Raw genomic sequence first — 16,331 nt, forward strand, 5'->3', positions numbered from 1 at the left:
TTTCGCCCAGCTCAAGTCTGCTAGCAAGACCGAGAATTGACCGGGAAGCTTGGTATGTCGGTACAGGGTAGCATTGTCATTGGTGGCGGCGCGTTTGCCGGCCTCGCGCTGGCCTTGGCGCTGCGCCAGGGGCTGGGGCCCGAGATCCCCGTCGTCGTCGCCGATCCCGCGCTCGGCACGCGGCCGAGCCGCGACCCACGCGCCACTGCGATCGTCGCCGCCTGCCGCCGCCTGTTCGAGACGATCGGGGCCTGGGACGACGTGCGGGGCGAGGCCCAGCCGATCCTCGACATGGTCGTCACCGATTCCAAACTGGAGGACGCCACCCGTCCGGTGTTCCTGAACTTTGCCGGCGACGTCGCGCCGGGCGAGCCCTTCGCGCATATGGTCGAGAACCGTCGGCTGATCGATGCGCTGGTGGTGCGTGCGGAGGCCGAAGGCATCGATCTCCGCGCCACCCCGGTCGCGTCTTACGATGCGCGCTCCGACGGCATCGACGTGACGCTCGGCGACGGCAGCGTGATCGCGGCGAGCCTCTTGGTCGCCGCCGATGGCGCGCGCTCGAAATTGCGCGAGCGCGCCGGCATCGCCACCCATGGCTGGGAGTACGACCAATCCGGCATCGTCGTCACCGTCGGCCATGAGCGCGATCATGAGGGCCGCGCCGAAGAACACTTTCTGCCGGCAGGTCCCTTCGCGATCCTGCCGCTCACCGGCAAACGCTCCTCGCTGGTGTGGACCGAGCGCCGCACGGAGGCCGCGCGCATCATCGCCCTCAGCGACGAGGAATTCCATGCGGAGCTCGAGCAGCGCTTCGGCCTGCATCTCGGCGAGGTCAAGGTGCTCGACAAGCCGCGGGCCTTTCCGCTGTCTTATTTCGTCGCGCGGTCCTTCATCGCCGAGCGCCTCGCGCTGGTCGGCGATGCTGCCCATGTCATCCATCCGATCGCGGGTCAGGGCCTCAACATGGGCCTGAAGGACGTCGCCGCGCTCGCGGAAGTGGTGGTCGATGCCGCGCGGCTGGGCATGGATATCGGCGGGGCGGACGTGCTCGAACGCTACCAGCGCTGGCGCCGCTTCGACACGATGGCGATGGGCGTCGCCACCAACTCGCTGAATTTCCTGTTCTCCAACCAGTCGACGCTGTTGCGCACGGTGCGCGACATCGGCCTCGGCCTCGTCGACCGCGCCCCGCCGCTGAAGAACCTCTTCATCCGCCAGGCCGCCGGCCTCACCGGCGAGGTGCCGCGGCTGTTGAAGGGCGAGGTGTTGTAGCCGCAACCTCTCCTGTACATCCCGGGGCGCGCGTAGCGCGAGCCCGGGATCCATAGCCACAGGATGTAGTTTGGCGAAGACCCGGAGTTACCAGCTCGCGTCATAACCACTCCCTGTGGTTATGGGTCCCGGGCTCGCTTCGCGCCCCGGGACGACAGCGAGAGTGTTGCATGGCCGTCGTGCGATACGGCCATCCCCTCAATCGATCTTGCGCGCCTCTTCCGGCAGCATGATCGGGATGCCGTCCCGGATCGGATAAGCGAGCTTGGCGCTGCGCGAGATCAGCTCCTGCTTTGCGGAATCGAATTCCAGCGGGCCCTTGGTCAGCGGGCAGACCAGGATCTCCAGCAGTTTTGGATCGACGCTGGGTTCGGGACGTTCGGTGGGCGCGTTCATGGGAGTCTCCGGCACTCGCCTGCCTTTACCATAGAAATTCGCACCCGCCATCACGGCCTCAGGTTGTTGTTTACGCATGATCTTTCCGGAAAACCGCTTCGCACTTTCCGGATCATGCTTTAGGCGCAGACCATCGCCAGGAGCTCGTCGAGCATGGCCTGCAGCCGCGTGGCCGTGATTGACGGGCCCGACAGGGCGAAACCGAGAAATGTCCAGTACAGGATCTGCGCGCGGGCCACCGCCGTTGCCGGGGCCTGCCCACGCTTTTGCAGCAGCTCTTCGATGTAGTCGAGCCTGCGGCGGTCGATTGCGCGCACCGCCCCTTGCGCGCTCGCATCGAACGCCGCCCAATTGCGCACGGCGCGCTCGAGGTCGAGCCGCGCGCCGAAGGATCTCCGCAGCAGCATCCTGAGCGGCTCGTCGCTGGCCGCTTCGACGTCGGCGATGATCTGCTCGGCCGCGATCTCGCGCCAGCGCTTCAGCACCGCGGCGTGAAACGCGGCCAGATCGGCGAAATGCCAATAGAAGCTGCCGCGCGACACCCCCATGGCCTTGGCGAGCGGATCGGCCTTCAGCGCCGTGAAGCCGCTTCTGGCCAGTGCCTTGAGGCCCTCGCTGGTCCAGTCGTCGGCGGAGAGCTGTTGGTTCATGTCACTTCCCGGGATCGTACCATACACTAGTGTATTGACAGGCGACTGGCCAGGCGCTATCGATCCATACATCAGTGTATGGAGGCGTTGATGCGTGATCTGCTGCTCCAGTGCGCCGGCGTCGTGACCATCGCCTCGGCCCTCATCCACGGCTACCTCGGCGAGGCCAAGGTCTTCGCCCGCGTGCGCATCGAGCCGGAGCGGCTCCGCACCCTGATCCGGCTGGTGTGGCAGACCTCGACCGTAGCCTGGATCGGCGGTGGCATGCTGCTGATTGCGGTGCCGTGGATGCAATCGGAGCCGGCTCGCCACTGGATCGTCGCCACCATGGCCTGTGTGCTCGGCCTTTCCGCCCTCGCCAACGCCTGGGCGACGCGCGGCCGGCATTTCGGGTGGATGGCGCTCAGTGCGGTCGTCGTGATGTCGGTTGCCGGGTACTAGCTGCGCTTCCACCGATGAGGCGTAAGGCCGCAGCGGTGGCCCAAGATCCGCATTCTCCGCAGGAAGCCCTCACATTGTGGCTCATGTTAGAACCAGTCTAAACTCTACAATAGAACTTATCTAAAGCGGACCAAGCCCCTCATTGTTGACTTCACCCCCCTCTTTGCTTCCTTCGGTGTGCTCCGCGGCTCCGCGCAGCGCCCACGACAGAGAGGAGAAGTTCGTGAAGGTCATTCGAGTTGTTGCCATTGCACTGACGATCGGGATTGGCGCGGGATCGACGGCCATGGCCGACGGTTTCAAGAATTGCACCAAGCTCGACAAGGCGTCGTGGAAGCCGGCCAGCGAAGCCGAAGCCAAGGCCAAGGCACTTGGCTATGAGGTGCGGCGCTCCAAGGTCGAAGGCTCCTGCTACGAGGTCTACGGCGTCAAGGAAGGCAAGCTCTACGAGCTGTTCTACAGCCCCGAAGATCTCAGCCTGAAGCACACGATCGCCAAGTAGGTTGCTATAGGTCGGCTGCGCGACGCGTTCTGCGCAAAGCAGGGCTCGAGGATGGTCTTTGCTTGATTGAAGAAGCGATGCCAGAAGCTCGCGGGGTGTCCGATCGGACCCCCGCCGAGCGAGCCGCGCCGCGGACGATCGCTGTCTGGGACCTGCCGCTGCGCCTCTGGCACTGGGCTCTCGCGGCCGGCGTTCTGGCCGCGTGGTTCACGCCGACCGTCTATGACGGCCTTCACCGCATGGTCGGCTATACCGTGCTGGGGCTTCTCGCGTTTCGCCTGGTCTGGGGCGTCTGGGGAAGCCGCTATTCGCGCTTCCGCATGGTCGGCGTCCGGCTGCGCGCTTCGCCCCGCTATCTCTGGAATCTGCGCCGCGGCATCACCGGCCGCTACATCGGGCTCAATCCCGCCGGCACGCTGATGCTGGTCGCGCTGCTGGCCTCGCTCGCCGTTTCGACCATCACGGGAGCGATGTCGGTGACCGTCACGTTCTTCGGCGTGTGGTGGGTCGAAGACGCTCACCATTATTCATCGGATGCCGTCATCGTTCTGGTCGTGCTCCACGTCGTTGGCGTGATGCTGATGGGAATCCTGCAGCGCGAGAACCTGATCCGCGCAATGATCACCGGACGCAAGCGCATCCGCGGCCACCTTTAGAGCATGAGCCGGAAACGCGCATAGCGGTTTCCCCGCGCGACAAGCGCGAAGCGCGTTAGCCCGACAGATCAAATTTTACGGACGACGTTAGCATGCCGCTAAGCGTGCAATCAGGCGCGGCACAAAATTAACGCGAATGGCGATTAGCCCGTCCAGCATCGACAATATCGACGATGAGGCGAGACTGGATGTTCCGCGTTTTCTCCTGCCTTACGACCGAGCACGATTGGCGGCTCGTCGTACTCGCTGCCCTGGTCTGCTTCGTTGCCAGCATCGTCGCGGTCAGCATCTTTCACCGCGCGATCGCGACGCGCGCGAGAACCCGGTGGATCTGGATCGCCATTGCCGGCGCGGCCATCGGATACGGCATCTGGGCCACGCATTTCGTCGCGATGCTCGCCTACGAGCCCGGCGTCACGACGGGCTACGGCATCGTGTTGACCGCGTCCTCTCTCGCAGCGGCAATGCTGCTGACCTCGGTCGGCTTCGGCGTCGCGGTCGTCACGTCCGGCCGCTGGCGCGCGGCGGCTGGCGGCATCATCATCGGCGGCGGCATTGCCAGCATGCACTATATCGGGATGTGGGCTCTTGAAGTGCCGGGCCGAGTCTCCTGGTCCGTCGACCTCGTCCTCCTCTCCATCGTTCTGGGCATGTGCCTCGGCTACGCTGCGCTGGCGGTCGCGCTCACCCGCCAGGGTTATCGGGGCACGCTCGCCGCGGCCGTCCTGCTGACGCTCGCCATCGTCTCGCATCACTTCACGGCCATGGGCGCCGTGCAGATCACACCGGATCCGGCGCGCGCGACCGATACGCTTTCGCTTTCTCCGGCCTTCCTCGCGCTCGCCATCGCCGGTGTCGCATTGTCCGTGCTGGGGATGAGCCTGATCGGCGTGCTTGCCGATCGTCGTCTGGCGACCAGAACCGCCAGGTTCGAGGAGATCATCAGCCAGCTTTCCATCGCACGGCAGCAGCTCGAAGGGTCGCAGAACGACCTCAAGGAACAGAAGCTGAGGCTGGACACGGCCATCAACCACATGGTCGAGGGCCTTTGCATGTTCGACGCCGAGAAGCGGCTCGTCATCTGCAACGAGCGTTACGCCCGGCTGTACCGGCTGCCGTCGGAATTGCTGCGCGCGGGAACTCCGCACCGCGATATCATCAGACATCGCGTCACCAGCGGCATACTCGAAGGCGAGGCCAGCGATTTCGCCGCCGAACGGCAGATCGCCAAGCTCGATGCACTGCCGATCCATGCCGTGTCGAGCCGCATCGACGCGTTCGCCGATGGCCGGCTGATCTGCGTGACGCGGCAGCCGATGGCCGGCGGCGGCTGGGTGGCCACGCACCTGGATGTCACCGAGCAACGCCGGTCCGAAGCCAAGATCACCTACATGGCGCAACATGATGCGCTGACGGAGCTGCCGAACCGCGTGCTGCTCAAGGCGCGTCTGGAGCCCGCTCTTGCCGATACGCGTGGCGGAAACCTCCATTTGGCGGTTCTCTTGCTCGATCTCGACCGCTTCAAGGAGGTCAACGACACGCTCGGACATCCGGCGGGTGACCTGCTGCTGCGGTCGGTGGCCACGCGCCTGCTGGATTGCGTCAGGGAGACGACGTTCGTCGCCCGATTGGGCGGCGACGAATTCGCAATCGTCGATTACGTGACCAATCCGGCCGCGGACGCGGCCTCTCTCGCCGAGGCGATTCATGCCGCGCTCAGCGCGCCGTTCGATCTCGGCGATCATCAGGTCATCGTGGGGACCAGCATCGGCATCGCCCTTGCACCCCAGGACGGCGCCGATTCCGACACGATCCTCAGGAGCGCGGATCTGGCCCTCTACTCGGCGAAGAGCGCCGGACGTGGCGCATTCCGCTTCTTCGAGCCGGAGCTGGACCAGCTCCTGCGTGCGCGCCGCAACCTGGAGCGGGATCTGCGGAAGGCGCTTGCGAGAAGCGAATTCGAGCTCCACTACCAGCCGTTCGTCAATTTGAACAGCGGCGAGACCTGCGGCTTCGAGGCGTTGCTGCGTTGGCATCACCCCGAGCGCGGTCTGGTCTCGCCAGGCGAATTCATTCCCGTCGCAGAGGAAACCGGCTTGATCCTGCCGCTGGGGGAATGGGTTTTGAGAACCGCCTGCGCCGAAGCGGCAAAATGGCGTTCCGACCTGAAGATCGCGGTCAACCTGTCTCCAGCGCAATTCAGGAGCAGGGAGCTCGTGTCGACGATCGTGGGCGCATTGGCGGCTTCGGGGATTGCGTCAGACCGGCTCGAGCTCGAGGTCACCGAAACCGTCATCATGCACGACAGCGGGACCGTATTCGCAGCACTCAGCCAGCTGCGCGAGCTCGGGGTGCGGATTGCCCTCGACGATTTCGGCACCGGCTATTCGTCGCTCAGCTTTCTACAGAAGTTTCCGTTCGACAAGATCAAGATCGATCGCAGCTTCGTCAGCGAGCTGTCCAGTCCGATGGAGGAGCCTCATCGGATCGCGCGGGCCGTGGTCCAATTCGCCACGAGCCTCGGCAAGACGTCCACCGCCGAAGGTGTCGAAACCGCCGAGCAGCTGGACATCCTGCGCCAAGAGGGCTGCATCGAGGCGCAGGGCTTCTATCTCAGCCCGCCGATGCGGGCCTCGACGATCGCGCGGCTGGTGGACCGAAAGGCCGAGGCGGGCGAGTTTGCCGCTTAGAGCATGATCCGGACCCGAAGGGCCGCGCCAGCGCAAAGTGCGTAGCGGTTTTCCGAAAAGATCATGCTCAAACAAAAAACCCAAAGCGCGATGAGGATTCATCCTGATCGCTTCGCGCTTTAGGTCGCGCGGGACCATCACTGCAGCGGCGGATCGCCGCTGGTGCGCTTCTTGGCGAGGTCCATCTCGGTGACGGCGATCAGGATCTCGGCGCGGGTCTTCAGGTCGGGCGCCTCCAGCATCGCCTGCTTCTCCGCGGGGCCATAGGGCGACATCATCGCCAGCGCATTGACCAGCGCCTCGTTGGGCGCGCTCTCGACGCCTTCCCAGTCGACCTTGAGATTGTTGGCCTTCAGGAAGTCCGCCAGCACCGCCAGCAGCGCCTCGCGGTCGACCTCCTCCTCGCCCATGCGCGCGGTGAAGTCGTCGACGAAGGCGAAGAAGTCCACCTTGCACTGCCGATAGGGGGTGAGCACCTCGAGCTCCTCGACCACCTTGAAGCGCGAAACGCCGGTGAGCTCGAGGATGTAGCGGCCGTCGCCGGATTCGGCGAGCTGGGTGATGCGGCCGACGCACCCGACGCGGAACAGCGCCGGCTTGTCGGAATCCTTCCGCGAATGCGCAACGTCGGGCTGGATCATGCCGATCAGGCGATGCCCGTCGCGGAAGGAATCGTCGACCATCGCGAGGTAGCGCGGCTCGAAGATGTTGAGCGGCATCTGGCCGCGGGGCAGCAGCAGCGCGCCCGGCAGCGGAAAGACCGGGATGATCTCCGGGAGGTCGGCGGGCCCGCGATATTCGATGTTGATCGGCATCTGCCCGGTCCCACTGGCGTTGCTAGCGCATGATCCGGAAAAGTGTGGAGCGGTGTTCCGAACAGATCATGCTCAAAAAAGGCCGTTACGAAAACAGGATCGTCGACAAACGTTTGCGGCCTTCGACGGTTGCATCATCCGTGCCGCCCCAGGCCTCGAAGAACTGCACCAGCTGCTTGCGGGCGCCATCGTCGTTCCATTTGCGGTCGCGCTTGACGATCTCGAGCAGCTGCTCGGTCGCCGCCGCGCGGTTGCCTTGGGCGTTGAGCGCGGTGGCAAGGTCGAAACGGGCCTGATGATCGAGCGGATTTGCGGCGACTTTCTGTTCCAGCTCGGCGACCGGCCCGAGCGATTTCGCCTGCTCGGCGAGATCGATCGCGGTCTGCACGGCCTTCACGGCCGGGTCGTTGCGCTTGGATTCCGGCACCATGGCCAGCGTCTGCTTGGCCTGCTCCATCGCGCCGGAGACGGCGTAGCACTTCGCGAGGCCCGCAAGCGCCGCGATGTTGGTCGAATCATGCTGCAGCGCCTCGGCATAGATCTGCGCGGCCGCCGCCGCGTCGCCCTCGGCGAGCACCGCGTCGGCCTCCTGCACGATCTCGGCGACGTTGACCTCGCCCGGCGCGGTGACGCCCTTGGTCAGCCGCTCGATGAAGGCGTTGACCTGGCTCTCCGGCACCGCGCCCATGAAGCCGTCGGCCGGCTGGCCGTTGACGAAGGCGATCACGGCCGGGATCGACTGGATGCCCATCTGGCCCGGGATCGCCGGATGGTGGTCGATGTTCATCTTGACCAGCTTGACCTTGCCCTTGGCCGCCTTCACCGCCTTCTCCAGGACGGGGGTGAGCTGCTTGCAGGGGCCGCACCATTCCGCCCAGAAATCGATCAGCACGGGCTGGCGCTTCGATTCCTCGATGACATCCTTCACGAAGGTCTGGGTGGTGGTGTCCTTGATCAGGTCGGCCGCAGCCGGGCCCGCCGCTCCGTTACCCTGGTCGATGATCGTCACGGGATTCCCTCGTCATGTCTGGAATGGCGGCTCTTTAGCACGCCGCCGCGTCATATGCTTGTGGTCGGCTCCTAAATTGGGCCGAATGGGCCGAATTTCAATCCAGGCCCCCCTATTCGCCGGTTCTGGGGCGTTTCCGGTCGATTCGGCCAGCTTCGGGGGTCCATATGGGGCCCTCAAATGCGAATTGATGCCGCCGGTAGCTGTTGCATTCCCCTCCCGCTTTTGGCATACGACAGCCGTTGCCGGCGCGTCACGCGACCGACACAGGATGCGGGTGTAGCTCAGTGGTAGAGCACGACCTTGCCAAGGTCGGGGTCGAGGGTTCGAGCCCCTTCGCCCGCTCCAATTTTCTCCAAAGCATCCAGCCGAACCGGATCGGGCCGCGGTTTTCCGCGCGACTGGCGGCTGTTTCGAGTCCCACATGACAATTCTGGTCACCGGCAGCGCGGGTCATCTTGGGGAGGCGATCGTCAGGACCCTCCGCGGGCGCGGGTCGCCTGCGCGCGGCATCGATCTCAAGCCCTCCCCCTTCACCGACGCGGTCGGCTCGATCGTCGATCCCGCCTTCGTACGGGAGCAGATGAACGGCGTCACTGCCGTGATCCACACCGCGACGCTGCACAAGCCGCATGTGGCGACCCATTCCAAGCAGGACTTTGTCGACACCAACGTGTCAGGCACGCTGAACCTGCTCGAAGCGGCAGTCGCGGCCGGCGTGAAGAGTTTCGTCTTCACCAGCACCACCAGCGCGTTCGGCTCGCAGCTGCGGCCCGAGGCGGGACAGGCCGCGGTGTGGGTCACCGAGGAGCTGCCCTCGGTGCCGAAGAACATCTACGGCACGACCAAGCTGATGGCCGAGAACCTCTGCGAGCTGTTCTTTCGCGAGCGCGCCCTGCCCGTCGTTACCTTGCGGACCTCGCGCTTCTTTCCGGAGGACGACGACGATCCGGCGATGCGGTCGGCCTACGCGCTGGAGAACGCGCAGGCCAATGAGCTGCTCTATCGCCGGCTGGATATCGCGGACGCGGTGAGCGCGCATCTGCTCGCCGTCGAGCGCGCGCCCGGCATCGGCTTCGCCCGCTACATCGTCTCGGCGACGAGCCCGTTCGAGCAACGTCATCTCGGATCGCTGGCGCGCGATGCCGCCGCTGTCGTGCGCGAGCTCTATCCGGAGTGTTCGCAGCTCTATGCAGCGCGCGGCTGGCGACTCCTCCCCGCGATCGACCGGGTCTATGTCAACGAGCGCGCGCGGCGGGAGCTCGGCTGGCGGCCCGAATTCGACTTCGCGCATGTGCTGCGCGGCCTGCGCGATGGTCGCGATGTCCGCAGCACGCTGGCACGCGAGGTCGGATCGAAAGGCTATCACGACACGCTGTTTGACGACGGACCCTACCCCGTCGCCTCGTAAGCGCCGCAATTGCTATTTTGCTCGACGCTTCAAATGACTGTCCGGCGTCACCGGGTGCGGATCAACTTGCGTCGATTCTACGGTGCATGGGGTTGTTTTCGCGCTTTTGTATGCCCACCCCGGCGGAGCGCCTGACGACGATGCGCGTGCGCGCTTGATTCCGCGTTGCAGCGGGAACGCGGTCGTCGCAGCGTTCATCCGTTCATTCACATTCCGTCTCAATTTTTGATGAGCGCAGCCGCGCTGCATCCGGCGCGCTTCTCACGATGGGCAGATGTGCTAACCTTTTTGCGTCTGTCGTCCCGACGGGCTCAAAACTTCGCCTCTCGACTAGCAAAACAAAATAACGCGCAGCCCTGACGGCTGCCTTAGGGGAGTGATGCGATGATATCGATGTTCCACCGATCCGTGTTGGCGCTTGCGGCCGTGGCCCTTCTCGCGGGGACCGGTGCCGGCAACGCGCAACAACAGGACAAGAACAAGCCGCTGAAGAAATACGAATCCGGCACCAAGGAATTCTGGACCCATCCGCCGGACGATTGGTTCCTCGGCGACGAGACCGAGGCGCAGAAGGGACTCGCGCCGCCCTCGGGCCCGCCGACCGGCGCCTCCGACGCCGAGCTCGCCAACATCGTCAAGAAGATCAAGCTGCCGTCGGGCTTCAAGATCGAAGTCTACGCCTCGGGCGTGCTGGCCGCGCGGCAGATGGCCTGGGGTGACAAGGGCACGTTGTTCGTCGGCTCGTTCGGTCTCGGCAACGTCTATGCCATCAAGGACAACAACGGAAAGAAGGAGGTCAAGACCGTCCTCAAGGGCCTGAACATGCCCACCGGTCTCGCCTTCAAGGATGGCGCGCTCTATGTCATCGCGGTCGACAAGCTGATCCGCTACGACGATGCCGAAAACAAGCTCGACAATCTCGGCGAAGGCAAGGTGGTCTATGACGACATGCCCTCCTACGCCGCGCATGGCTGGAAATACATCGCGGTCGACAAGGAAGGCTGGTTCTTCCTGCCGTTCGGACCGCCCTTCAACATCGGCATTCCGCCGACCAGCGTGTCGCAGATCCGGCGCGTCGATCCCAAGACCGGCAACGCCGAAATCTGGGCGCTCGGCGTCCGCAACTCGGTCGGCGCCGACGTCGACCCGCGCACCGGCAAGCTCTGGTTCACCGAGAATGCCCGCGACTGGATCAGCGATGATCTGCCCTCGGACAAGCTGAACATGATCAACAGGATCGGCGAGCATTTCGGCTATCCCTATTGCCATCAGGGCAATCTTCCCGACGACAAGTTCGCGATGGGCCACAAATGCTCCGAGTTCACGCCGCCCGTGCTGAATCTCGGTGCCCATGTCGCGCCGCTCGGCATGAAGTTCTACACCGGCGACCAGTTCCCCGCCGACTACAAGAACAACATCCTGATCGCCGAGCACGGCTCCTGGAATCGCCACAAGTACCAGGGCGCGCGCATCGTGCGCGTGATCGTCGGGCCCGACGGCAAAAACCCGAAGCAGGAGATCTTCGCTTCTGGCTGGCTCGAGGGCGACCAGGGCTATCTCGGCCGTCCCAACGACATCATCCTTGCCAAGGACGGATCGATCCTCGTTGCCGACGATTGGGCCGGCGCGATCTATCGCATCAGCTACAGCAAGAAGTAGCTACCTGACGGAGAGGCTGCGACCGGGTAACGGCCGCAGCCTCCTTCATTTTGAAGCCTCACGCTGTCGTTCCGGACTGCGCGCCACTTGCGCGCAAGTCCGGAACCCATAACCACGAACGCGGATTATGGATTCGGGCACGCGCCAAGTGACGCGCCCTGGAATGACGCAGTACAGAACGGATCTCCAATCATGCGCCGTCAGCTCTCTTGGTCCGCAATCGGCGCGCTATCGCTCGCATTGATCGCCTTCATCCCAGCCGAGGCCGCCGACAATGCCGCGATCAAGGAGAAGGCCGCCGCCTGCGCCGGCTGCCACGGTGAGAACGGCATTTCGCAGACCGAGAACATCCCCTCGCTCGCCGGCCAGCCCGATCAATTCCTGCAATGGCAGCTCGTGTTCTTTCGCGCCGGCTCGCGCAAGAACGACCAGATGCAGCCGATCGTCGAAGAGATCACCAACGAGGACATCCGCAATTTCGGTGCCTACTTCGCCACGCTGACGCCGCCGAAGGGAGCCGAGGACGGGGATCCCGACTTGTCGAAAAAGGGCGCGCAGGTTGCCGCCGGCCGCCGCTGCGCTTCATGCCATACGGACAGCTATGCCGGCACCAAGGCGGTGGCGCGGCTCGCCGGCCAGCGCGAGGAATATCTCGTCAAGGCGCTGCATGACTACAAAGCCGGCCAGCGTGTCGGCGGCGGCGTCGCCGCGATGGCCGACGTCGCCTATCACATGAGCGACGAGGAGATCACCGCCGTCTCGCACTATCTCGCGCATTTTCGGTAGCGCGGAGCTGTCGCCATAAACTCAGCTGCCGTCCCGGGGCGCGCGCAGCGCGAGCCCGGGACCCATAACCACAGAATCAAGTTTGACGAAGACTCGTGGTGACCACCTCGCCCCATAACCACTCCCTGTGGTTATGGATCCTCAGATGCGCAATTGCGCATCATAGCTCGCGCTGCGCGCGCCCCGGGACGACGGTGGTGTATGACGCCCTACCCCGCCCGCTGCCTCTCATACGCCTTCAGATGCGTATACGCGATGCGCAGCTTCGGCACTGGCACCTTGGCGGCGTCGGCGCGCGCGATGAGGTCGCCGATGACGTGATCGGCTTCGACAGGCAGGCCCGCCTTGATGTCGCGGAACATCGACGCCGTCAGCGGCGAGCCCTCGGTGGTGAGATTGCCTTTGACGCGCTCGAAGAACGGCCCGCCCGGCGGGTAGCCCGCTGCAGCAGCGACCGAGCTGGTCTCATCCAGCATGCCGAGGAGGAAATCCCGGCCGCCGGGCGCGGCGAGGATATTGCCGACGGACGTCCGCATCAGGCTGGTGCTTGCCGCGAGCGAAGACAGGAACACCCACTTCTCCCACATGTCCTGCATGATGTTCTGGCTTGCGCTGGCGCCATTGATGCCGCTCCTGAAGGCCTCGTCGATCGCCTTCACCCGGTCCGACATCGTGCCGTCGCGCTCGCCGTAAGTGATCGACTGCATCGGCTGGAGCTGCACCACCTCGCGCTTTTCGTTCAGCGTCGCCGCGATGGCACAGAGGCCGCCGAGCACGCGCTCCTTGCCGAACCTGGCATCCAGCGTGTCGAGATGCTTCATGCCATTGAGCATCGGGATGATCGCCGTGTTGGGCCCCACCGCCGGGGCGAACGAGTTGATGGCATCGTCGAGGTCGAACGCCTTGCAGCTGAGCAGCACGACGTCGAACTTGTCCTTGATCGCGTCGGCCTGAACGGTCGGCGGGTTCTTCAGGGTCACATCGCCGTTCGGGCTCTTGATGACAAGGCCGGCGCTCGCGAGTTCGCCGGCGCGGCGCGGCCGGACCAGGAAGGTGACGTCGCGGCCGGCCTGCAACAGCCTGCCACCAAAATAGCCGCCGATGGCGCCGGCGCCGACCACGAGGATACGCATGAGACAAGCTCCGTTATTGTTGTTCTTCGGACAATGGCGAATGGCGAATAGGGACTAGCGAATAGGATAGCAGATGACGAAACGCGAGTAACGTTTCCACTACTCGCCATTCGCCATTGACTACTCGCCCTTCACCATCTCCTCGACCTCGCGCAGCTGCTCCTTGCCGAAGAACATTTCATTGCCGACGAAGAAGGTCGGCGAGCCGAAGGCGCCGCGGGCGACCGCCTCCTCGGTATTCTTGATCAGTCTGCCCTTGACCTCGGGTTCCTGGCTGCGGGCAAACAACTTTTGCGCATCGAGGCCGGATGAGGTCAGCGCCTTCGCCGCGATCTCGGGATCGTCCATCTTCTTCGGCTCGCGCCACATGTGGTGGAAGGCGGCCTCGACATATTTTTCGAAGACTCCCTCGAGCTGCGCCGCGATCGCCGCGCGCATCAAATTCAGCGTGTTGACGGGAAAGTGCGGATTCCAGACATAGGGCTGGACATGGAAGCGCTTGATGAAGCGCTCGGTCTCGATCTGCTGGAACTCGCGCTTGTTCTTGATGCCGGCGAGCGTCTCGGCCGGCGACTTGTTGTTGGTCGACTTGAAGATGCCGCCGAGCAGGATCGGCACATATTCGAACTTGACGCCGATCCGCTGTTCGATGGCCGGTATCGCCAGATGGCTGAGATAGGCGTTGGGGCTACCGAAATCGAACAGGAATTGCGGGGCGGTGCGGGTCAAGATCATTCTCCCTGGCCTGGCTTTTTGAGTTGGCTTTTCCTCATTGTGGCGCAGGGCGCGCCACAGGTCCATCGTTTAATGACGGTCATAATACTTTGAAGGTCAGATCAGGCGCGGGATCGCCCGCTTGCGCCACACCAGGTGGTAATAGCCCATCTGCAGAATCAACATGGCGCAGAACACGATGGGATAGGCGGCCCACACGCCGGTCAGGCCGACGGCTTGGCTGAGGATGATTGCGGCCGGCAGCTCGATTGCGGCAATCGCGAAGATCGACAGCAGCATCGGCGTCAACGCGACGCCGGCGCCGCGCATCGCGCCCGAGAACACGGTGGCGAGCCCGAACGGCACCGAGCTCCACAAGGCGATGTTGAGCAATCCCTTCGCCAGGTCCAGCACGGCGCCGTCGGTGATGAAGATGCCGAGCACCGCGCGCGGCGCAAGGTAGATCAGCGCCACCAGCCCGCCGGTCAGGACGATGTTGAACGCAAGGCCCATCCGCACGATGCCGTCGACCCGGACCCGGTCGCCGCCGCCGACGGCCTGGGCGCCGAGGATCGAGACCGCGATCGAGATCGACATCGCCGTGAACTGCGCATAGCCCATCACCTGGTTGACGGCGCCATAGGCCGCGGTGGCATTCGAGCCGAAGCCGTTGACGAGGCCGAGCAGCACAAGCTCGGCAATCGCCATCACCACCATGCCGATCGCGCTCGGCAGGCCGATGCCGAGAATTCTGCCGAACACGGCGCCGCTCAGCCGCAGGTGACGCAGCAGCGTCGCGTCCGGCGCGAGCGCGTGCTTTTTCCGCAGCAGATAGACGGCGAGTACGATCAGCGTCAGCGCGTTGGCGGTCGTAGCCGCCCAGGCAGGACTGGTGATGCCGACCGCCGGCAATCCGAACGTGCCGTGGATCAGCATCGGCGTCAGGATCAAGCCGATCGCCGTCGACAAGGCCAGCGCCAGCAGCGGCGTCAGTCCGTCGCCGACGCCGCGGATCATCGCCGTCATCAGCAGGAAGACGAAGCCGAGCGGCATGGTCAACAGCATGATGCGCGCATAGGCGCTGGCCTCATCGAGAATGTCCGCGGGCGTCGCGAGCATCACCATCAAGTGCCGGCTGAAGAGCCCGCCGACGAGTGCAATCGCAATCGAGAGCAGCAGGCCGGCGGCGAGCGTGGTGCCGACGATGATCTTGATCTGGCCATGCTCGCCGGCGCCGAAGGCCTGGCCGATCAGGACGGTGGCGCCGGTGCTCAGGCCCATGACGAAGGCGAACAGGAAGAACATCACCGGGAAGAACGCCGAGACCGCGGCGAGCGCGTCGACGCCGATCATCTGGCCGAGATAGACGTTGCTGACGGTGCCGAACAGCGATTGCAGGGCGTTGCCCAGCATCAGGGGGACGAGGAAGCGGAGGAATGCGGTCCAGAGCGGTTTTGCGGCAGACATGGCATTGGCCTTTCATCAGGGCGTGCGAAGCCGTTGCCGCGCAATGCGCGGCTCGGCCGTCGATGGGGTTGTGAAAGCGATGCGCGGTTTAAGCGCGGTCGCTGTAGGCGAGCTTGACGATGTGGTCGCGGATGTCGGCCGGCCAGTCGGCGATCAGCCCGGTGAAGCGCCGCCGGTCATCTGCGAACAGCGCGCGCGAAGCTTCCTCGAACTGCGGCAGGTTGCCGGCCATGGTCGACATGAAGTGGTAGGCCGCATCGCGCGCCTGACGCTCACGGTCCTTGTCGCCGCTGGCGCGCCTCGCCTCGTCGACGAGCTTGCGTAGCGCGACCGAAGCACCGCCGGCCTGCGCGTTGAGCCACTCCCAGTGCCGCGGCAGCAAGGTCACCTCGCGCGCGACCACGCCGAGCTTCGGCCGGCCGCGTCCGCGCGGCTCTGCGGGCGCTTCCGTCGCCTCAGCCGACGGTGGGGCAAGCTTCGCAAGCCGGGCCAGCACCTCGCGGTCGTCACCGCGCAGGTCGAAATCGATCGACCGGCCCGTGCCGTCGTCGAAGATGATGATCGGCTGGTCCAGCGGCTGCGTGGCCCGTTTGACGGCAAGCGCGACATCGCCCGCCGCGCCGGAGGCCAGCCGGCGCTGGCCGGCGAAAGCTGTGTAGGTTCCTTGCATTGGAATCATTGCCATATTGATCGCGTTGTCGGCTTAATACCCGGGTAAATTCCCCGC

At 64.6% G+C, this 16,331-nt stretch carries 16 protein-coding genes and 1 tRNA gene; 9 read left to right on the forward strand and 8 right to left on the reverse strand.

All coding sequences use genetic code 11. The features are described from left to right. Window positions 1–54: 54 nt before the first annotated feature. A complete protein-coding gene (locus DCG74_RS05080) occupies window positions 55–1,275 on the forward strand; it encodes a ubiquinone biosynthesis hydroxylase (protein ID WP_172787846.1) in 1,221 nt (406 codons plus the stop codon). A 198-nt stretch (window positions 1,276–1,473) separates the two neighbouring features. Here DCG74_RS05080 and DCG74_RS05085 read toward each other — a convergent pair whose 3' ends face one another. Both DCG74_RS05085 and DCG74_RS05090 read right to left on the reverse strand, forming a co-directional pair. Next, window positions 1,474–1,671, reverse strand: a complete 198-nt coding sequence (locus DCG74_RS05085; protein WP_027535355.1) for a Trm112 family protein — start codon at window positions 1,669–1,671, stop codon at window positions 1,474–1,476. A gap of 119 nt (window positions 1,672–1,790) precedes the next feature. Then, window positions 1,791–2,321, reverse strand: coding sequence for a TetR/AcrR family transcriptional regulator (locus tag DCG74_RS05090; RefSeq protein WP_172787847.1), 531 nt, complete (start codon window positions 2,319–2,321; stop codon window positions 1,791–1,793). A 90-nt stretch (window positions 2,322–2,411) separates the two neighbouring features. Between DCG74_RS05090 and DCG74_RS05095 the strand changes: the two genes are divergently transcribed. From DCG74_RS05095 to DCG74_RS05110, 4 genes are all read left to right on the forward strand, one after another. Further along, window positions 2,412–2,762, forward strand: coding sequence for a hypothetical protein (locus DCG74_RS05095; protein WP_172787848.1), 351 nt, complete (start codon window positions 2,412–2,414; stop codon window positions 2,760–2,762). 223 nt (window positions 2,763–2,985) lie between these two features. Beyond that, window positions 2,986–3,264, forward strand: a complete 279-nt coding sequence (locus tag DCG74_RS05100; protein WP_025033089.1) for a PepSY domain-containing protein — start codon at window positions 2,986–2,988, stop codon at window positions 3,262–3,264. Between the two features lie 62 nt (window positions 3,265–3,326). After that, window positions 3,327–3,920: a cytochrome b/b6 domain-containing protein gene (locus tag DCG74_RS05105; protein WP_172787849.1), complete on the forward strand. Its 594-nt coding sequence runs from the start codon at window positions 3,327–3,329 to the stop codon at window positions 3,918–3,920. Between the two features lie 188 nt (window positions 3,921–4,108). Next, a complete protein-coding gene (locus tag DCG74_RS05110; protein WP_172787850.1) occupies window positions 4,109–6,610 on the forward strand; it encodes an EAL domain-containing protein in 2,502 nt (833 codons plus the stop codon). Window positions 6,611–6,747: 137 nt separating this feature from the next. Here DCG74_RS05110 and DCG74_RS05115 read toward each other — a convergent pair whose 3' ends face one another. Beyond that, window positions 6,748–7,425 carry an LON peptidase substrate-binding domain-containing protein gene (locus tag DCG74_RS05115; protein WP_172787851.1) on the reverse strand — a complete coding sequence of 226 codons (678 nt, stop codon included), beginning with the start codon at window positions 7,423–7,425 and terminating at the stop codon, window positions 6,748–6,750. A gap of 85 nt (window positions 7,426–7,510) precedes the next feature. Further along, the gene (gene trxA, locus DCG74_RS05120; protein ID WP_172787852.1) at window positions 7,511–8,434 is read right to left on the reverse strand and encodes a thioredoxin; all 924 of its coding nucleotides are present in this window, start codon (window positions 8,432–8,434) and stop codon (window positions 7,511–7,513) included. 273 nt (window positions 8,435–8,707) lie between these two features. Between trxA and DCG74_RS05125 the strand changes: the two genes are divergently transcribed. From DCG74_RS05125 to DCG74_RS05140, 4 genes are all read left to right on the forward strand, one after another. Next, window positions 8,708–8,782: transfer RNA gene (locus DCG74_RS05125), tRNA-Gly, on the forward strand. Window positions 8,783–8,858: 76 nt separating this feature from the next. Continuing rightward, window positions 8,859–9,845, forward strand: a complete 987-nt coding sequence (locus tag DCG74_RS05130; protein ID WP_172787853.1) for an NAD(P)-dependent oxidoreductase — start codon at window positions 8,859–8,861, stop codon at window positions 9,843–9,845. Window positions 9,846–10,229: 384 nt separating this feature from the next. Next, a complete protein-coding gene (locus DCG74_RS05135; protein ID WP_172787854.1) occupies window positions 10,230–11,504 on the forward strand; it encodes a sorbosone dehydrogenase family protein in 1,275 nt (424 codons plus the stop codon). 192 nt (window positions 11,505–11,696) lie between these two features. Next, window positions 11,697–12,290 (forward strand): cytochrome c, encoded by a 594-nt coding sequence (locus DCG74_RS05140; RefSeq protein ID WP_172787855.1) that lies wholly within the window; start codon window positions 11,697–11,699, stop codon window positions 12,288–12,290. 209 nt (window positions 12,291–12,499) lie between these two features. Here the strand turns inward: DCG74_RS05140 and panE are convergent, their stop codons facing one another. The 4 genes from panE to DCG74_RS05160 form a co-directional block, all read right to left on the reverse strand. Further along, window positions 12,500–13,423 (reverse strand): 2-dehydropantoate 2-reductase, encoded by a 924-nt coding sequence (gene panE / locus DCG74_RS05145; RefSeq protein WP_172787856.1) that lies wholly within the window; start codon window positions 13,421–13,423, stop codon window positions 12,500–12,502. 120 nt (window positions 13,424–13,543) lie between these two features. Further along, a complete protein-coding gene (locus DCG74_RS05150; RefSeq protein ID WP_172787857.1) occupies window positions 13,544–14,152 on the reverse strand; it encodes a 2-hydroxychromene-2-carboxylate isomerase in 609 nt (202 codons plus the stop codon). 102 nt (window positions 14,153–14,254) lie between these two features. Beyond that, window positions 14,255–15,604, reverse strand: coding sequence for an MATE family efflux transporter (locus DCG74_RS05155; RefSeq protein WP_172787858.1), 1,350 nt, complete (start codon window positions 15,602–15,604; stop codon window positions 14,255–14,257). Between the two features lie 88 nt (window positions 15,605–15,692). Next, window positions 15,693–16,289 carry a DUF2239 family protein gene (locus tag DCG74_RS05160; RefSeq protein WP_172787859.1) on the reverse strand — a complete coding sequence of 199 codons (597 nt, stop codon included), beginning with the start codon at window positions 16,287–16,289 and terminating at the stop codon, window positions 15,693–15,695. Window positions 16,290–16,331: the final 42 nt, after the last annotated feature.

The sequence above is a fragment of the Bradyrhizobium sp. WBAH42 genome (assembly GCF_024585265.1).
Lineage (GTDB): Bacteria > Pseudomonadota > Alphaproteobacteria > Rhizobiales > Xanthobacteraceae > Bradyrhizobium.

What these genes read in the sequence shown, in the direction of transcription:
- DCG74_RS05080 (WP_172787846.1), top strand. Translation starts at nt 55, where the DNA reads ATGTCGGTACAGGGTAGCATTGTCATTGGTGGCGGCGCGTTTGCCGGC.
- DCG74_RS05085 (WP_027535355.1), bottom strand. Translation starts at nt 1,671, where the DNA reads ATGAACGCGCCCACCGAACGTCCCGAACCCAGCGTCGATCCAAAACTG.
- DCG74_RS05090 (WP_172787847.1), bottom strand. Translation starts at nt 2,321, where the DNA reads ATGAACCAACAGCTCTCCGCCGACGACTGGACCAGCGAGGGCCTCAAG.
- DCG74_RS05095 (WP_172787848.1), top strand. Translation starts at nt 2,412, where the DNA reads ATGCGTGATCTGCTGCTCCAGTGCGCCGGCGTCGTGACCATCGCCTCG.
- DCG74_RS05110 (WP_172787850.1), top strand. Translation starts at nt 4,109, where the DNA reads ATGTTCCGCGTTTTCTCCTGCCTTACGACCGAGCACGATTGGCGGCTC.
- DCG74_RS05115 (WP_172787851.1), bottom strand. Translation starts at nt 7,425, where the DNA reads ATGCCGATCAACATCGAATATCGCGGGCCCGCCGACCTCCCGGAGATC.
- DCG74_RS05130 (WP_172787853.1), top strand. Translation starts at nt 8,859, where the DNA reads ATGACAATTCTGGTCACCGGCAGCGCGGGTCATCTTGGGGAGGCGATC.
- DCG74_RS05135 (WP_172787854.1), top strand. Translation starts at nt 10,230, where the DNA reads ATGATATCGATGTTCCACCGATCCGTGTTGGCGCTTGCGGCCGTGGCC.
- DCG74_RS05140 (WP_172787855.1), top strand. Translation starts at nt 11,697, where the DNA reads ATGCGCCGTCAGCTCTCTTGGTCCGCAATCGGCGCGCTATCGCTCGCA.
- panE (WP_172787856.1), bottom strand. Translation starts at nt 13,423, where the DNA reads ATGCGTATCCTCGTGGTCGGCGCCGGCGCCATCGGCGGCTATTTTGGT.
- DCG74_RS05155 (WP_172787858.1), bottom strand. Translation starts at nt 15,604, where the DNA reads ATGTCTGCCGCAAAACCGCTCTGGACCGCATTCCTCCGCTTCCTCGTC.
- DCG74_RS05160 (WP_172787859.1), bottom strand. Translation starts at nt 16,289, where the DNA reads ATGGCAATGATTCCAATGCAAGGAACCTACACAGCTTTCGCCGGCCAG.